The sequence below is a fragment of the Streptomyces spirodelae genome, assembly GCF_017676385.1.
Classification (GTDB): Bacteria; Actinomycetota; Actinomycetes; order Streptomycetales; family Streptomycetaceae; genus Streptomyces; species Streptomyces spirodelae.
Genome location: NZ_JAFFZN010000040.1, coordinates 12,331 through 29,336, shown reverse-complemented (window position 1 = coordinate 29,336; position 17,006 = coordinate 12,331). Strand labels below are relative to the sequence as shown.

The 17,006-nt window shown below is 71.5% G+C and carries 17 protein-coding genes; 3 read left to right on the top strand and 14 right to left on the bottom strand.

What is annotated here, in order from left to right; genetic code table 11:
* Positions 1-93 precede the first annotated feature (93 nt).
* From JW592_RS30290 to JW592_RS30240, 14 genes are all read right to left on the bottom strand, one after another.
* Positions 94-240, bottom strand: a complete 147-nt coding sequence (locus JW592_RS30290) for a hypothetical protein (RefSeq protein ID WP_209268465.1) — start codon at positions 238-240, stop codon at positions 94-96.
* Positions 241-841: 601 nt separating this feature from the next.
* Positions 842-970, bottom strand: a complete 129-nt coding sequence (locus JW592_RS33275; protein ID WP_267878109.1) for a hypothetical protein — start codon at positions 968-970, stop codon at positions 842-844.
* A gap of 294 nt (positions 971-1,264) precedes the next feature.
* Positions 1,265-1,393, bottom strand: coding sequence for a hypothetical protein (locus JW592_RS33270; RefSeq protein ID WP_267878108.1), 129 nt, complete (start codon positions 1,391-1,393; stop codon positions 1,265-1,267).
* A 370-nt stretch (positions 1,394-1,763) separates the two neighbouring features.
* Entirely contained in the window at positions 1,764-2,024 is a 261-nt protein-coding gene (locus JW592_RS30285) for a hypothetical protein (protein ID WP_209268464.1), read from the bottom strand.
* Between the two features lie 571 nt (positions 2,025-2,595).
* Positions 2,596-2,718, bottom strand: a complete 123-nt coding sequence (locus JW592_RS33265; protein ID WP_267878107.1) for a hypothetical protein — start codon at positions 2,716-2,718, stop codon at positions 2,596-2,598.
* A gap of 1,274 nt (positions 2,719-3,992) precedes the next feature.
* Positions 3,993-4,424 (bottom strand): hypothetical protein, encoded by a 432-nt coding sequence (locus JW592_RS30280; protein ID WP_209268463.1) that lies wholly within the window; start codon positions 4,422-4,424, stop codon positions 3,993-3,995.
* Positions 4,425-5,151: 727 nt separating this feature from the next.
* Positions 5,152-6,207, bottom strand: coding sequence for a glycosyltransferase family 2 protein (locus tag JW592_RS30275; protein ID WP_209268462.1), 1,056 nt, complete (start codon positions 6,205-6,207; stop codon positions 5,152-5,154).
* 380 nt (positions 6,208-6,587) lie between these two features.
* Positions 6,588-6,986 (bottom strand): hypothetical protein, encoded by a 399-nt coding sequence (locus JW592_RS30270; RefSeq protein ID WP_209268461.1) that lies wholly within the window; start codon positions 6,984-6,986, stop codon positions 6,588-6,590.
* A 681-nt stretch (positions 6,987-7,667) separates the two neighbouring features.
* Positions 7,668-8,528 carry an aldo/keto reductase gene (locus JW592_RS30265; RefSeq protein WP_209268460.1) on the bottom strand — a complete coding sequence of 287 codons (861 nt, stop codon included), beginning with the start codon at positions 8,526-8,528 and terminating at the stop codon, positions 7,668-7,670.
* A complete protein-coding gene (locus JW592_RS30260) occupies positions 8,462-9,658 on the bottom strand; it encodes a JmjC domain-containing protein (protein ID WP_209268459.1) in 1,197 nt (398 codons plus the stop codon). Before JW592_RS30260 ends, JW592_RS30265 begins: the two co-directional genes overlap by 67 nt.
* A 92-nt stretch (positions 9,659-9,750) precedes the next feature.
* Positions 9,751-9,915, bottom strand: coding sequence for a hypothetical protein (locus JW592_RS30255; protein ID WP_209268458.1), 165 nt, complete (start codon positions 9,913-9,915; stop codon positions 9,751-9,753).
* Positions 9,916-11,351: 1,436 nt separating this feature from the next.
* On the bottom strand, positions 11,352-12,158 hold the full coding sequence (locus tag JW592_RS30250) for a hypothetical protein (RefSeq protein ID WP_209268457.1): 807 nt from the start codon (positions 12,156-12,158) through the stop codon (positions 11,352-11,354).
* Positions 12,159-12,297: 139 nt separating this feature from the next.
* Entirely contained in the window at positions 12,298-13,116 is an 819-nt protein-coding gene (locus JW592_RS30245) for a relaxase/mobilization nuclease domain-containing protein (protein ID WP_209268456.1), read from the bottom strand.
* On the bottom strand, positions 13,113-13,496 hold the full coding sequence (locus tag JW592_RS30240) for a hypothetical protein (protein WP_209268455.1): 384 nt from the start codon (positions 13,494-13,496) through the stop codon (positions 13,113-13,115). The genes JW592_RS30245 and JW592_RS30240 overlap by 4 nt, the downstream gene beginning before the upstream one ends.
* A 432-nt stretch (positions 13,497-13,928) precedes the next feature.
* On the opposite strand from JW592_RS30240, the gene JW592_RS30235 reads away from it, so the two are divergent.
* The 3 genes from JW592_RS30235 (at position 13,929) to JW592_RS30225 (ending at position 16,882) form a co-directional block, all read left to right on the top strand.
* Entirely contained in the window at positions 13,929-15,314 is a 1,386-nt protein-coding gene (locus tag JW592_RS30235; RefSeq protein WP_209268454.1) for a helix-turn-helix domain-containing protein, read from the top strand.
* A 636-nt stretch (positions 15,315-15,950) separates the two neighbouring features.
* Positions 15,951-16,496 carry a winged helix-turn-helix domain-containing protein gene (locus tag JW592_RS30230; RefSeq protein WP_209268453.1) on the top strand — a complete coding sequence of 182 codons (546 nt, stop codon included), beginning with the start codon at positions 15,951-15,953 and terminating at the stop codon, positions 16,494-16,496.
* Positions 16,493-16,882 carry a helix-turn-helix domain-containing protein gene (locus tag JW592_RS30225; RefSeq protein ID WP_209268452.1) on the top strand — a complete coding sequence of 130 codons (390 nt, stop codon included), beginning with the start codon at positions 16,493-16,495 and terminating at the stop codon, positions 16,880-16,882. Before JW592_RS30230 ends, JW592_RS30225 begins: the two co-directional genes overlap by 4 nt.
* Positions 16,883-17,006: the final 124 nt, after the last annotated feature.

The following is a 17,006-nucleotide window of genomic DNA, read 5'->3' as shown; positions in this document are numbered from 1 at the left end:
GCCGGCCACCAGAACACGACGAAGGCCCCGGCGCCGCCGTGGTGGCGGCGCCGGGGCCGGCTTGGGTCACAAGCCCGACGTCCTCGTCGCGGCTTACCGGTTGCGGCCCTGGAGCTCATCCTTGGGACCGCGCTGCTGCGCCTCGCTGGAGAGCTGATCGGCCTCTCGATCCAGGTTCGTCGACTCCCTCTGGGAAGCCAGGAACTCCTTCAGCTTTTCCGGACTCATGTCTTCCGACATGGTGTGCTCCTTCTCGACGGTGCCGGGCGGTGCCTCCGTCGTGAGGGAGGGGGTCCGTGGTGGGCCCTGCCCGGCGTAGCCGATCCGCCCCGGGGGCGGGGTGGGGGCAAACGCGCTTTTCGTTTGCGGCCGCCCCACCCCCGGGGCAGGCTGCAAGCGGCGGGCAGGGACCTCCACGGCCCCCCTCCCTCACGACGCTGATGGCACCGATGCACCGTCGAAGAAGGAGCACGGCGAGGTGGAAAGCCCGGCCCTGCGGTCGAGACAGCGGAGGCAACGGCGAGCTCGCGGCGGCGTACACGGCACACCGCAACGGCGACGTGGCGCGACTGGCTCGGCCGGGACTTCAACCGGCGGATCCGCGCGGCACGTCGGCGACGCGTCGCGCCGCGGATGAACGAACGGATACGGCGATACGGCGCGGCGCTGCCCCGCCGACGGAGTGCTGGCGGCAACGCGCCTCTGGCACGCCAGATGCCTCGGTACCGCCGCACTCGGCGGTACCGAGGCCGACAGCTCGGCCCGGCCGCGTCAAAGGGACACGCGTGACAGGGCTCTGACGCCGTCGTGATCCGACGGCGTCAGGGCCTGGCTCCTCAGCTCAGCCGTTCGGGCAAGGCTCCTGCTTGGTGCCGTCACCGGTGACGACGGTGATCGTGCCGTGATTGCCGTTCTGCCCCATGCACCGGTTGCAGATCCGAGGGGCCTCGCGCGGGGTTTCGTCCGACACAGTGCTCTCCTTCTCAGATATGCCGGGCGGTGGCCTCCGTCGTGAGGGAGGGGGTCCGTGGTGGGCCCTGCCCGACGCGACCGATCCGCCCCGGGGGCGGGGTGGGGGCAAACGCGCTTTCCGTTTGCGGCCGCCCCACCCCCGGGGCAGGCTGCAAGCGGCGGGCAGGGCCGGACACGACCCACTGGGAACGAACCAGCCACCGCACACCACAGGAAGCGGCACATCCACGCGCGGGCAGGGAGGCCCCAGGCCGCCCCTGCCGGCGCGGAGGCCGGAGCCTGGCTCCTCAGCTCAGCCCGTGCAGGTCACCAGCTTCATCACGGGGTTGCCATGCTCATCGCTGGTGATCTCCATGATCACCCCGTGCTGACCGTTCTCTCCGTTGCACTTGCTGCAGGTCTGCTGGGTTTCGTTCGACATGGTGTGCTCCTTCTCGGCTGTGCCGGGCGGTGCCTCCGTCGAGAGAGAAGGTGGGCCGTGGTCGGCCCTGCCCGACGCAGCCGATCAGCGCCAGGGGCGGGGTGGGGGCAAGCCCGCGCCTTCCGGGCTTGCGGCCACCCCGCCCCTGGCGCAGGCTGCAAGCGGCGGGCAGGGCCGGACACGACCCAGCTGCTGGACGTCCCTGCCCGGCCACTCAGCCACACATCTAGCCCCGCGCTGATCCGCACAGAGGCCAGGAGCCGGCACACGAATAAGGCCCGGTGCCTGCCAGAGGACCGGCAGGCACCAGGGGTTCCGGCCGCTCAGCCACACATCGTCGTGCAGCTGAGCGGCCGACCCGGACGGGACTTCAGTCGCAGTCGTTGTCGCCGAAGAAGAAGATGCCGAAGAAGCCGCCGCGGCCACCATCGGACTTCGGCGGCTTGACCGGCTTCGACGGCTTGCTGAGGTACGTTCCTCCGGACTCCGCCGGGGAGAACGCCGCCGCGGCCACCGCCGTCGTGGCACCGCGACTGTCGTCACTGCAGCTGCGGCTGTCGGCCTGGCACTGCACGAGCACGAAGAGAAGGGCGAGTACCACCAGGATGCCCACCGCCACTTTCTTACCCATGGGTTCCTCCTCTGGCAGGGAACTCGCCGCTCTCTGCGGCGCGTGGTGGTTCCCTGTCCGATGCGTGCCGACCGCGCTGCGCTGGGGCGGGAGGCAACCGGGGGAGGAACGAGCCCGGTTGCCTCCCGTCTCGGCGTGGCGCAGGCTCAAAGCGGCGGACAGGGAACCACCACCACCCGCACGTGGTGGCACGGCCGTGTCAAAGGGACAGTCGCGGCATGAAGCCGTGGCACCTCAGTCGGAGCACTTGCCGAGTGCTCATCCGACGGCGCCAGAGCCTGCCACCTCACCGGGCCGTGACCGCCCGGGGGACGGTCACGGCCCGGTGCGTCAGCAGGCTCCGCAGGGCAGGAACCCGACCCAGTTCCCGTCATCGTCGACGATCACCATCCTGCCCCAGCCGTTGCACGTACTGCACGTATCCGCCATGGCGCGGTCCTTCCTCTGCGGGTCTGCCGGAGGCGGCGGCCTCCAGCGGGATGGAGTAGGCCGTGGTCGGCCTGCCCGACGCCGCCGGTCAGCGACGACGGGTGACGGCTGCGGCGCGGGCCGGAGCCCGCGCCGCAACCGCTCAGACGAGATCGGTGACGGTGTTCCAGATCCGGGCGAAGAAGTCGCCGAGCCTGGAACGGTCACGCACGTAAGGCCGCCGCCGGGACGCACGCCGGGCGCGCCGAGAACCTGTCAGTGACATGAACACCCCTCCGTGGTAGACGGCGGGTTGCCCGCCCCAGAGGGCGGGCAACCTTGGCCCGGCGCCCGCCGCTCGGTGCGGCGGGCGCCGGAGCGCGCCGGCCCGGTTCAGCCCGAGTTGCTGCACCCGCCCGTGCTACCGCACCCGCAGAGGCACGGGCTGGGGCTGGAGCCCTGGAGGTACGCGCAGGGCGCGCCCGAGGGCCTGTTCGGGCACGGGGGCGCCGCCTGGGACTGCTGGGCGGACGTCTCCTGGGACTGGGTGGACTTCTCGGTGTCTGCCATGACTCTTCCTCTCCGCCGGAGAGGGGAGGTCCGCACTCTGCGGCCCGTGGTGGCCCCTGCCCGACGCAGCCGATCAGCCCCAGGGGTGGGGTGGGGGCAAACGCGCTTTCCGTTTGCGGCCGCCCCACCCCTGGGGCAGGCTGCAAGCGGCGGGCAGGGGCCACCACGGACCGCCCGAGAGCGGACCTCTCGACGCGGGGAGAGGAAAGCGCGCAGCCCGTACGGCAGAAGCGGCAGCCAACGGCGCTACAGCGCTACCGGGCTACGGGACCACGAGGACAGCGCGTCGACGCGGAGAAGACGCAGCCCGGCGCCGGCGAGAGACCGGGCCCCGCCGGCGCCAGGCCGCCCAGTTCGCCTCGGCCGCCAACCGCCCCCCCATCACGCTCGGCCACGGGGTGTGGACGGGCGTTCTTGCCCCCTCACGCCGAAGGCCCCGGTGCCGCCGCGACAGGCGGCACCGGGGCCAACTACTCAGCCGGGCCCGGGCTCAGCTGCCGCCGGAACCGGACCCGCCACCACGCGGCCGAGACGGGGTCCGGATGGGGAGGTCGTCGGACCGACCGCCGGTGTCCTTGCTGCCCTGCTCCTTCTTCATGGCTGCTCCTTCGGTTGTGCCGGGCAGTGGCCCCCCGTGGAGGGAGGTGGGCCGTGGTCGGCCCTGCCCGGCACAGCCGGTCAGCGGCGGGGGTGCGGGTGGGGGCAAGCCCACGCACCTCGGGCTTGCGGCCACCCCGCCCCCGCCGCAGACTGCGGGCGCCGGGCAGGGCCGACCACGGCCCGTCGCGAACAGCCACCACCGGTACACCGAGCGACGAAGAGGCGGGCACGGAAACGCTGTCCGCCGTACCGGCGCGGTGCAACCGTCGCCAGGCAGCGGAAGCTTCAGGGCGCTCCCGCTTCGGCGCCCCAAGAGGGCCGATCACACACGAAAGGCCCCGGCCCCCACCGGAGTGGGGGCCGGGGCCGGCAGCGTGCCGGGCTCTCGCCCTACGCCGCGTCCCCGCCGTACTCGTCCTTGTACAGGGGGCCGAACTTCACCGTCCTGACGTCGCCCAGCTCCAGCGGCTGCCGGAAGAGACGGCGCAGCCAAGCGAGCCGCGACTTCTTCAGGTAGCCGGGGCCGAACTCGACGGAGACGCAGCGGAACTCCACGGCCCTCAGGGACTTGCCCAGCTCACCCGACTCGCTCTCCCCGCCCGGCGGGTAGATGGCCTGAGCCGCTTTCAGCTGCCCGGCCGGGACCTCGACGATCCACGAGTCCGACGCCCGCTCCCACGGCCGCCGCCCCTCCCGGGGGACCTCCACCTCCAGGAGGACGGTTCCCTTGCCCTCGCCCGGGTTGCCCACGGACGCGACCCTCACCAGCACACCATCGAACCCCATGCGCCAGTACGAACGGTCCAACGCTACGCGCGACATAACAGCTCCTCTGCTGAAGACAGCCGGGGAGCGGCCCTCGCGGGCTGCCCTGGGCGTCTGTGCCCTTCCCGGTGATCGGCCGACAGCGCCGCGCCGGGGCGGGGGGTCAACCGGGCGCGCCTTTGGCCCGGTTGACCCGCTGTTCCGGTGTGGTGCAGGCTCAGGCACCGGGAAGGGCACAGGCTCCCAGGGCAACCACAGGCCACAGCTCTGCCTCCAGCAGAGCGCCGCCACGCACGCGGACCGTCCCGGCCGCTCGGAGGCCGAGACCCGGTGGCCCACACGTCGTGAACGCCCCGGAACCAGCCCGGTCCGCACCGGATACGCCAGCGAACGCCAGCGGGAGCACAACCCGGCCCATCCGCACGGCCCACTGGCCACGCGTCACATCCCCGACGGCTGTGCCTCCACCCGTGTGGACCACCGTCACGAGCCACCCGCGCACCGGAACACGCCCCGGATCAGCCGCCTCGCGCCCGCCGCACAACGTACGGGCCCTCCCCCGGCCCCCAGAAACACCCCGAGACGGGCCCGGCACCACACACGGCTGAAGGCCCTGGCGCCGCCGCGCCAGTGGCGACGCCAGGGCCTTCAACAGCCCCGCTCAGCCAGGGTCGGCTCTCCTCCCCAAGCAGAGCCGGAACCCGACGTGCCGGGCCAGGAAGGCGCAGGGCTGCCGGGTGCTCCCGGCCCCGGAAGGGGCCGGAAACACCCGGGCCACCGCCCGTCACCGAGCAGCGGCCCAGCCACCGTCGGCCGGAGCGTCCAAATGAACCTCCTGGCGGCCCATGTTCTCCAGGAAGGCATCCACCCGCGCCATGTCCTGCGACACCAGGTCCCCGGTGCGCCGGTAGCCGCAACGGAAGACCCCGGTTCCCGCGACCGGCACCACGAACGCGCCCCGGGACAGCGCCTTCGCCACGAACGTCTCATCCTCCGGGCCGTACGCCACATAGTCGGGCGGGAAACCCACCTCCGCCAGCGGCCGCGACGCCACAAGGTCGCCACGCCCGACCAGCCTGTACACCTCACGCGGCCCCACCATGCCCCCGGCACCCAGCCGACGGAACGCATCAGCAGAGCCCTGCCTGCCGCACGGCAGCCGCCCCGGCCTCGGCACAGCGGGCTCCAGATACTCCATCCGGCCGGAGACCGTGACCAGACACGGCGACAGCAGATGCCGAACCACGTGCTCCCGCAGATAGTTCGGCGCCATCTGCAGATCGTCGTCGATGAACACCGTCACCGGCTGGCGGGACAGCCCCTGGCCCAGATTCCTCGCACCACCGCGGTAGACCCGCTCGGCAGCCCGCACCAGCCGCACCTGCGGCGGCAGCCCGGCGGGCAGCCGCAGCGGCGTCTCGCTCAGGTCGTCCACGACGACGCACTCCCACGCCGTCCGCCCCGGCAGCCCCTCGGCAGCCTCAACGACGCTTCCGACCGTCCCCGCCAGCACACTCTGCGCACCACGCGCAGAGACGACAACGCTGACACCGGGAAGCACCGGAAGACCACGCCCGGCCTCCGGCAACTCCAGCGCCGCCATAGCCGCCTCCAGCAGCCAGTAGTCATTACTGCGCGCCTGCAGCCGCTCCCGGACGCTCACCAGCTCCCCGGCCTCCCGCGCCCTGGGCCAGCCCAACCACGCCAGCACCTCCTCCAGCTCCCTGCCCGACGCCCACGCCAGCTCCGCGACGACATACCCCGGGTAGTCCCGCACCACCAGAAGCACCCGAGGACTGACGGACTGCCCGGAACGCGCCGCCCGGGCAGTCACGCTCATGACCGCCCCCGAACCCATCGGCACCCAGCGGCCACAACCCGCGAGCCAACTGCACCGACCGGGACCAGCCAGCCGCACCAGCTGACCACTCCCCAAAACGACCTCCACCACCACATCCAGCGGAGCGAAACCATGCCGCGCCCACCCGTCCCACGCGACCGACGACCGCACGGCGAAAGGACGCACCCCACTCGGAAACACCACATCCGTACTCACTTGACTCTCCTCTCACTGCCGAGGACGGGCCGGAGGCGGCCCGCCCGGAAGGGAAAGCCCGCGCCGCGGCGGGCCGGACACAACGAAGGGCGGCCCCTCGGCTGAGGGACCGCCCTTGCGGAGCGGGAGGGAGCGGCGGGCCGCCGCCCCCTCCCGGGGGACGGCTACTTCACCAGGCCCTGCAGGAACTGCGGCGTGGCCGCCTGCTTCTCCGCCTTCCGGCGGACGACGAACTCGCTGAGCACCAGCTGGTCGCTGCTGTAGGACCCGTCGCGCTTCTTGGACCCGTGCTTGTACTCGAGGCTGAGGGCGCTCACGAAGTCACCCTTCTCCAGCGACGTGATGGCATCGACCCACCGGCGGTCCGTGGTGACGAAGGAGACGAAGTCGTCCTCCCGCCGGGTGTTCTCGTTACGGTTCGTCACGCGGAGGGTGAGCTTGGCCCAGTCACCCTGCTGGTTCACGGACGTCCGCTCCACGTGCCCGGTCGCCGTGGCGAAGTAGGGGAGCTTCTGGGCCAGGACCTGCAGCGCCTGCTCGACGGTGATCTCGATCTCTCCCACGGTTCCTCCTGTGTGGTGACCGGGAGGACGGCCGCTGCTGCGGCCCGGGGCTCTGTGGTCCCCTTCCCGGTGATCGGCCGACAGCGCCGCACCGGGGCGGGGGGTCAACCGGGCGCGCCTTTTGCCCGGTTGACCCCCCGTTCCGGTGCGGTGCAGGCTCAGGCACCGGGAAGGGGACCACAGAGCCCCGCACCACAGCAGTGGCCACCCTCACCACCGGAGACCGGAAGAACACCACGGCGCGCAAGCCCACACGGGCCCCGACCCACCTCACCAGGCCGGGATCCCACACGTGGCACCAACAGACGGGCGACCTCAGCGGCCCCCGACTCGTACACGCCGCCGGCCGCGTCCCGGACTCCCCCCACACGAGGAACAGCAGCCACGTACAGGACCACCTGCCGGGCACCCAGCCGCACCAGCAGAGGCACCGCCGACCGGCCAACGCACGCCCAGGCCCGCCCCTCCCAGCGTCCACCCCTCCGACAGACCCACAGGCCCCCGGCCCCCGCCAACCGGCAGGCCGAGACCCGACGAACACCTCAGCGCACCGGCCCCGGCCTTCCATCCGACCGGCAGTGGCCGGACCCGATACCAAGTCCAAGTCCGGCCACTACCGGGTGGCTCTCCCCCCTTCGGAGTCACGGGCCCGCCGCGCACGCGGCGGGCCCGCAGCCCGGCTCACCGCCGGGCTTCACTCCTGCCTGCCACCTCCCGCAGAAGGCGGCGATAGCTGACGACGACCTCCTCATCCACCCCGAGAGCCAGCGAACCCACCAACTCCCTCAGATGAACAGGGTTGTCCGTACCGACCGCCACCGCGTCCACCGCAGGGAGGCGGCAAGCAGCACGGAACGCCGCCTGCATCGCCGTGCCACGCTCCGCCTCGAGCAGGAACACCCGAGGATCGAACCGCTCCCACACGGAATCCGCCGCACCGCCACCGAAGGGGCTCATCCCCCACAACTGCGACGGACGCAGCCCTGCGGCGAGCAACTCCGCAGCTTCGAGGACCTCGTTCCTGACCAGCAGGCCGGAACGGACCATCAGGACATCGGGACGAGGCAGCCCGACCACGAGCGCGCCCAGAGGGCGCGGGTCCCAGGACGAGATGCCCCAGGACCCGCACTGACCGCTCGAGGCGGCATCCTCCAGAACGCGGCAGGCTGCCGCCAGCCGCTCACGGCGCACCGCCTCAGGACCCGCGGACAGACTGTGCTCCGGATTGTGCAGGAACACCACATCCGGCTCCCGACCCAGGTCCCGAGCCGCACGCTCCACCGCCGCACGCAGACGCTCCGGCTCCAGGGAGTGCTCCGACGCCCGGCCGGGCACCGGAAAGTACCCGACCTTCGTCGACACCCTGAACCGCGGCAGCAGGTCACCAGCGACCCGCGCCAACGTCTCATGCGAACGGAAACCCAGGTAGTTGGAGCTCGTGTCGAGAGCCCCAACCCCCAGATCGAGCGCCTCCCTCAGAACAGCCGGCTCGTGACGAGACCGGTGTAGCCCGAGAACAACTCGGGGGTGAGCGGCGCGCACAGTCCCTCCTTCACCAGAGTCTCGGCGATCTCGGTCACCTCGAATCCCACGGCCGCCTCCACGGCCCGCAGGTCGGCGGGGCCACCTCCCAGCAGCAGCTCCAGAGCCGGCAGAGCCTCCCCGGAGAAGAGGATCTTCCGCCCCGCGGCGGTCACACGCACCACCGAACCCTCCAGCTCGATCTCCGGCCGGAAGTGGGTCGTGCACACCACCCCCTCCAGCGGCCCGAAGATGTCCACGAACGGCACGTCGCGCGTCGGGAACGGCTGCTGCTCGTACGCGGCCAGGTAGTCCGCCGGGGACACCTTCCGGACGAACTCCGCAGCCGCCTCCTGCAGCGCCACCGTGTCGGCCCCGGGGCTCCGGTCCAGGTCGTGCCGGAAGATCTCCTCCCGCCGGCACCAGTCCGACATCCACGTGAACCAGCTCGCCCCGGTCCGCTTGGTGAAGCCGAACGTCGCGTGCAGGCTGTAGCCGGAGCCGCTGCCGTTACGCGTCGCCTGGTGCCAGAAGCCCCGCGGGATGTGCATGACGTCGCCCGGCTTCATGACCCCCGACCAGACACCCTCCTCGCTGGGAGTGGTGTTCGGGTCGGCGTCCCGGTACATCGGAGCCGGCCGGGAGGTGTTGCGCACCTCCCACTCCTTCTCACCGGCGAGCTGCACGATCACCACGTCGTGGTCGTCCCAGTGCAGCGGGAAGCCCGACGCCTCGTTCGTCGTCAGGTACACGTTCACCTGCACCCGCTCGTGAGACCACCACTGCAGAGCCCGGCAGGCGACCTCCATCGTGGGGTCGAAGGTGTTGAGCTGATCCATAATCAGCGTCGCACCCTCCCGCAGCAGCCCACCGAGGCGCTGCATGTTCACCATCGGAATGCTCTGGCCCCGCGGGCTGACCGTGTCGGTGAAGTACTCCCCCGGGTGCACCTCCTTGCCGTCCTGGAAGAGCCGGAACTGCGGACGGTAGAGGCTCCTGCGCATCGCGATGTCCAGCAGCTTGTTCGGCGTCAGGATCCGGGAGAGAACCTCGGGGTCACCGACGTTCCCCCGCGCGAACCCCCTGCCGAGCTGGTCCGGACCGCTCCAGCCGAGCGCCGTCTCGATGGCGTTCACCAACTGATGTGTCACTTCTTCCTCCTGCTGAGTGCGCTGATGTAGTGCGGAAAGGCCGACGGGGGCCGACGCGACGAATCGCGCCGACCCCCGCCGCTGCCGGACCGTCAGTGGTCGCTCAGGTTGCCGTCACCGCCCGGCCAGGGGGCGTCGCCGGAGCTGCCCTGGTTGTCGGAGCGGAGGCTGTCGTACCGGTCCTGGACGACGGTCAGCTCCTCCACGCCCAGGACGAGCGACTTCCGCTCGGGCCTCGCCTGCTCAGTTGCCTGCACTGCGTGCTCCTTCCGCTGACTCCCGCCCCGACCTGGGGCAGAAGAGCAAGCCGGCTCCCTCCACCTCGGAAGAGAGCCGACGTGAACACCTCCTCCTCTGCGCCGCAGCGCGGCGCGCCCGCGAGGGGCACGAGGAGGCGTCCAGCCGGGTCCTTTCCGGCACGAGCCGCCCGGCGGGCCACCTGGGTGGGCGCAAGGTGCTCTTCCTTGCGCCCACCCAGGTGGTCTGCCAGGCTCAAGTGCCGGAAAGGACCTGGCCGGACGCCTCCGCCCCCGAGTGCCTTCCTGAATGCAGCGGGGGCCGACTTGGGCCCAGGGAGACCAGGTTGGCCCTGGGGACGCGGAGGCAGGGGATGTCTCGGGGTGTGTGCGCCCGGGGGGGCGCTTGGGAGCACCGGGGGTGCAGCCCACGGGTATAGCCCGAACCAGATCACAGGACCTGGCGTACGCCCGCGCCCCGCCGACCCGCAGCGGTGTTCCGGGGATGCCACCGGGCGCCGAGGAGTCCCTCGGCCAGGTCAAGACCTGGCGCGCGACGAGCCCCACCGGCCCACCGCACCGGCTCTCGCGCACAACACCGGCTCTCGCGGTCGCCCCCCGCCCGGAACAGCCAACGCCTCCCCCGCAAGTCCCCTCCGTCGCTCCCCCCTGCACAGTCACCACCGCGCACTGCGGTCTCCATCCGTCCCCGGGACTCTCCACGACACGTAAGCAACGCCCCGTCTCCGGACAACGGCAGGCGACAGCGCAAGACAAGACGAGATCGAGATCAGCCAAGCAGGAAGAAAACGCTCAGCCATGACAGCGATTCCGCCGGGAACCCGCTGCGTATCCACCCGGCTGATGCCGCGACCATCGAAGCCGCACAGACGTCACAGAGCCGGGGAGCCAGAGACGGATCGACCCCGATCAGCCCCGTTCGCCACCACGCCCCGCGTCTGCGAGGAGGGCACTCTCCGACGCCTGCGGCACACCCACCTTCCGCACAAGGAAGAGACCACCACTTCGGAGGAAGCCCCCAGCAAGGGGCAGCCGCTCAGGGACCCACCGACAAACACCGACGGACAGCCACCAACCCGAACCGGGCCCCCACCCCCGTACCTCCGCCCACCACCCACACCGCACCACCCCGAACCGGTCCACCCCCAGGGCACCACGTGCCCGCCAGCCCTCCCCCACCACTCCGTAACCGAAGCCCTATTGCATAGCTCGCTCCCCTCCCCTCTCTCCTGTCCCACCCTCACCACACCCCCGCGTCCGAAAAGGCGAAGCACTGCCGCAACGACGAAGGGGCGAGGGAAGCATCTGGCTCCCCTCCCCTCTCTCCTGTCCCACCCTCACCACACCCCCGCGTCCGAAAAGGCGAAGCACTGCCGCAACGACGAAGGGGCGAGGGAAGCATCTGGCTCCCTCGCCCCTTCGCTCTCCGGGGTGCGTTACGGCACGGACAAGCCTTCCACCGCGCTGCGGGCGTAGCGGCCGAAGCGCCCCGGGGTCAGCCCCTCGCGTTCGGCGGTGACCTCGAACTTGCCGACGGGCCAGCCCAGCAGCCCGGCGGCCTCCTCGCTGCTCAGGCTCGCCGCGACCCAGGCGTGCCGGTCGGATATGGCGGCTGTGACGTCCGCCGGGGCGAGGCCGTCCAGGTCCTCGATGGCGTACAGCGGCCAGCCGCGGAAGTCACCGACCGGACGCAGCAGGCCCCGCTCGGCCAGCAGCTGCACGTCGGCCCGCTCCACCTCCAGGCCCGTGCGCTGTGCCAGGTGCTCCGCGGCCTTCTCGGAGCCGAGGCCGGGGTGGTCTCCGACGGCGGCGAGGATCTCCTCGACCCGGTCGGGGAGGGTTTTGACCAGCTCTTTCGACCAGCGCTTCTGTTCGGTGTCGGGCTCCGGGACCAGGCCGCGCTCCCGGGCGCGCTGCAACTGCCAGGTCTTCAGGCCCAGGTAGCGGCTCAGCTGCACCGGGCCGAACGTCTCACGCCGCTGTGCTCCGCGCGCCCGGGGAGCGGCCGGCCGGCCGACGTCGGATGTCCCTGGAGCTGCGGGCTCCTGCTTCGGCTCAAGGGCGGCCACGATGTCGTCGATGCGGTCCGGGAGGGTTTTCGCGAGGGTGTAGGACCAGCGCTTGTCATCGATGTCGGGAGGGGGGACCAGCCCCCGGTTCTGGGCGCGGCGCAGCTGCGACTCCTCGATGCCCAGCCAGCGGGCGAGCTGCACGGGTCCGAAGTCGGCGCGGTTCTGGCTCACGGTGCTTCCCTCCGCTGGACGCTGGACGCTGGACAAGTTCGCGCGGCGTGACGGCAGGCCCGCAGGGCAGGGGCCTGTTCCAGTGTCTCGCGCCCCACTGACAGCGGGCCTGGGCGTCCTCTCAGCCCGGGGTGTCCTCTCAGCTCCGGGCGTCCGGCGGCGGGCCCGGGGTGGGCCTCGCCGCCAGTTCGGCGCGCAGCTGAGGCCAGCGCAGGTCTTTGGCGACCTTGGAGGCGGCAACCCAGATCTGGCCGCCGCCGTGGTCCCGCCACGTGGGAAGGCTGAAGGAGTAACCCCGTATGCCCCCGGAAGCGGAGGGGTGGGCGCGCCACTCGACACCGGCCTCGGTCAGGGCGTGTTCGAAGGCGCTCCTGCCGAGGCCGCGGGTGGCGTCGCGGGCCGCCCGTATCCGGGTGCGCAGTTCCTCCCTTTCGGGGCGGGGCGCTCCCCTGCTTTGGCTTGCGGCTCTCTCGGGGCGGGTCACCTGGGGAGCGATGCGGTTGCTGCGTTCCTCGGCGTTGACGAGCTTCCATACGCGCTCGATGTCGCGGACGACGGGCCAGGAGCGGTGGTAGTCGAAGGCGTCCCGTACCAGCCAGCCGGTCCAGTCCACGCGGCTGATGGTGAGGTGGATGTGGTCCTCGCCGTGCCGCACGGCGACCCAGGGGCAGTTGCCGTATCCCATGCGGGTGACGTAGCGCTCGGCGATACGGGCCCAGGTCGTGTCCGGGAGGATCGGATCGTCGGGCGCCGTGCGCAGGGCGCAGCGCCAGATGGGGCGGGCGATGTCGGCCCGGCGGGCTGTGTGGGCGTCGATGAGGTGCGCCAGCTGGTCGACGGTGCCGGGGACGTTGCCCGTCACCACTCGGGGATTGACATGTTCCTCGTCGCGGCCGGGGCCGAAGTCGTAGCGCAGGGCGCGGTCGGCGCGGCGGCCCTTGGTGATTTTGGCGATCACCGTGACTGCCGGGGGGAGCTCTCGGGCGCCACGGGCAGACCGCGTACGTGGAGCGCCGCGTTGCCGAGCTGGGCGAGCGTGGCGTCGGTGCCGGCGGGCAGGGTGCCCTGTTCCTGGAGAAGGCGTACCAGGTCCCGCAGGTCTTCTGCGGCCTGGACGAGTTGCGCGTAGGCGTTGTCGTTGACCGCGGGCACCCGTGGCACGTCGCCGGGGACTCCGGGGTGCCCGTTGAGGGACTCTTCGACGACTGCCCTCACCCAGGCGCCGAGTTCCTTGCGCTCGGTCTTCTGGCGGGCTCCTTGCCAGCGCGCCAGTTCCTCGGCGTTCAGCCGCACGCTGACGCAGTGCGTGCGCTTGCTGTCCGCTCTCCCCCGCACCATGTTGTGTCCCCCTCGGATCAACTGGCCAGAACGTCACAGGTATGACGCGGCACCAACCGTAATCCGGCAGCCACGTGCGTACTTGTGCGGGTGGGGGGCGGTGCCGGATCCCCCGTCCCCGCGCATCCCCGCCCGCCCCCGCCCGCCCGGTCCTCTGCTTGACGCATGTGGTCAGATGAGGCTGGAGAAACTGGTGTTACGTAGCCCTGGCTGTGGCCCCTTCCGGCATCTGCGGGTATGGGGCCTCCCGCGCTCTCGGTGGCCTCCTTCCGGCACGGGGGCACTGCCACAGCGTCGGCCGTCCGGGCTGCGGTTCAGCACAGAGGAGCACGTGCCATGGCCTCCGCTTCGCCCGCTGCCCGGGAAGCAGCCGTAGCCCCCCACGCCAGGCCGGACGCAGCGGGCACGCCCGCCCGTCAGGGTCCGGTGAATGTGAACGCTGACGCGTTCCTGCGCATGTGCACGGTCCTGTTCGGGGACGAGAGGTTGAGCCTCAGGGCGAAGGGTCTCTTCGGGCTGATCTCCGTACACGAGACCGGATCAGGTGTCACCGCGGAGCTCCTCATGGAGCGTTCACCGGACAGCGCTCCGTCGGTCAGGGCTGCCCTGCGGGAGCTGGAGAGGTTCGGCTACCTGGTGCGCGCTCGGCCGGGACGAGCCAGTGGCGCGCCGGACCGGGACAGGTACTTCCTCGCGGGTGCGGCCACCGGCTCGGCACCGGACGCCGAGGGCTGCGAGCCGTCTGCGGGCAGTGGCGCACGAGGAAGCGAGGAGGACCGCTCCTCGACCGGGGGAGCCGGGGGAGCCGGGGGCACCGGGGGCACCGGGGGCACCGGGGGCACCGGGACGGGGAAGCGCCGGAACGCGGCGGCCGACAAGCCGTTCCTCGTGAGCGACCAGGTGCACGAAGTCCTCCTGGCGTTCCCCGACAGCCTCCGGGAAGCGCTGCGGGCCGCGGCGCACACGGACCGCCCCCGGGCCCTGGTCGCCGCCGTCGAACGGGAGTTGCCCACCGTGCACGTACACCGGCTGGCCGAGCGGGTGCGCCGTCGGTGGGTTTCACACGGGTACGCCCGGCTGCTGGCGGAGGGGGCGCTCAAGAGGCCGGTGGGGGCGGCGGTGGCCATGGTGAAGGCGGGGCCGTGCCCGGACCCCCGATGCGAGGACGGCCGGCTGGAGGACGGGGCGGTCTGCAGAGCCTGTACGGAGCGGGAACAGGACCGGCGTGCCGGCCGGGCCCAGCGTCCACGGCCCCCGCAGGAGGGCGCCGTTCGGCCCCCGCAGGAGGCTGCCGCTCCTCGGCCATGTACGCACTGCGGCACCGCGCTGGACGCAGACGGGTCGTGCGCGGAGTGCACACGGAAGGCGGTGGCGGTCCTCGAGGAGACCGCCGGACTCATCGACGCGGCCGTCCAGGAGCGGGCGGCGGTGCCCGGAGCCTCGGCGGCGGGGGTCCGCGCTGAGGTGGAAGCGGCGGTCGCACGAGCCCGCTCGGACGCTGCCGAGGCCGGGGCCTCGGCAGCAGGCCAGGCATTGGCCGGGCGGCTGGCCGCGCTCGAGGAGGCCCGGCGCGCCCGCACGGCACGGAGCGGAAGCGAAGACGGCGCCGGAATTCGAGCTGGTCTGTCTGCAAACGCCGATCGCCGGGGCCACCGGCCCGCGCCTGGATCACGGTCACGAGCCACCCCGCCCTCCCACCGGTGCCCCGGTACTGACGGTTCAGGCTGCCCGGTAGGGCGGGGCGCGGTCGGGGGTGACGGGTTGTGCGTACGTTGCCGAGTGACATCCGTGCGCCCGGGGGCACTTGGCGAGTCGTAACGGTGACCCCAAGGCCCTCAGGGGCCCCTCAGAGCCCTCGATGCCCTCATCCCGGCCTCCCCGGACCAGCAGGTCCTCCGTACCCACTCACACGCCCTCACAGCCCGCCCGACGAACCCGTCAGGCAACCGGCGACCGCAGGCACCTGCCCAGCTGGCCCTGTTTGACGGAACGCCACGACGACCGGTCGCCGACTCGTTGGGCCAAGAGAGTTGAGCAGGGTTTTTCCAGTCGCGGCGAAGCCGCCATCGAGCGGGGGACCCACCGGGGTGCCAGGTGCACGCCTTGCTGTTGCGGGCGTGCGCGGCGAAGCCGCCTGCGACCGGCAGTGGTGCCAACCCGCACCTGGCCCGCCTCCGTACGCGGGGCCCCCACCCGCAGGTCGCCCACGGCCTCTCTCTTGTATTTAGAGGCGGTTTGCGTTTCCGCAGGTCACAGCGTTTCCGAATAGCCTCCATCCGTGTTTCCAATTACGTTTTTGGAAGTTGCGATTGCTTATAGGCAACTCGTGTTCGATGGTTGTTCGAGTTTACGGAAGGGGTTGTGACGCGATGGTGACGTGCCCATAGGCAACATCTGTGTACGATCCCCGTATTCGTATTGCCTATGGGCAACATCCCAGGTGAGAGGAGGGATATGACGCAGCGGAGCGTGGCCCGGCGGATGCCTGCGGTGGATCGCGGGACGGGGGAGATGGTGCAGCTCGAGCTGCTGGGGACGGACTCGTTCCAGCAGGAGGGCGCCCAGGACAGGCCGGTGCTGCCGGTAGCCAGGTACGACTGGCAACCCCACCCGGGCCGCCATGTGAACGTCGCCAAGACCTTGATGAGGAAGGTCTGGCACAAGGACAGCGGATACCGCCAGAACGACCGCGACATCTTCGGGTTCTACGTGGCGCACTCGCCCGAGCGCGCCGAACCCTTGCGGATGACCTTCAAGGAGATCGCCCAGACCCTCGGTATCCGGCCGGATACGGTGGCGCGGTCGGTGGGCAGGCTCCATGCCGGCGGGCTGTTGCTGGAGGCCGAGAAGGTGGGCCGGATGAAGTTTTATCGGATCAACCCGCGGGCTGCCTTCGACGGTTCGGCATCCGAGCAGGCGAGAGCCGTTCAGGACGCCCGCTACCCGGTGGTCCCCGCGCCGAAGGCTGTACCGGGGTCCCGGAAGAAGGAGGTCTCATGACGTTTCCCGTGACGCGGCGGGCCGAACTGCCCTTCACACCCGAGCTGATGCACGCACTGCTTCTGGGAACCGCCGAGGCTCCCGGGGCCGATTTCCGCGTGCTGAGTTACTACGCGACGGCGGTACCGCTGGGCGAGACAGTGCGCAAGACCGCCAAGGAGATCTCGCGAGCCGTCCAGCTCAGCCCGCCCAACACCGGCAAGAGCGTTCGCCGGCTGGTCGAGGACGGTTGGCTGGAGGTCTCCTACCGCATGGGCCGGGTCACCTTCTACCGGGTCGGCCCGCGCGTCATCGAACTGGCGGCCCGGTCGGCCGAGGGCGACTCCCCCCGTGGTGGCGCCAGTGTCAGCTACCTGCCGAGCGCGTACGGGCCAGAGGGTCGATGAGGCCGACGCCATTCGGCGACGGGCCTCGAGCGACCTGCGCGACGGCAGTGGCGGGCGGTCTCCGAACCGGATGCCGGATGGGTCCCCGGGGAGCGGCCGCTGCCCCTCCCCGGGGACCCGTGGT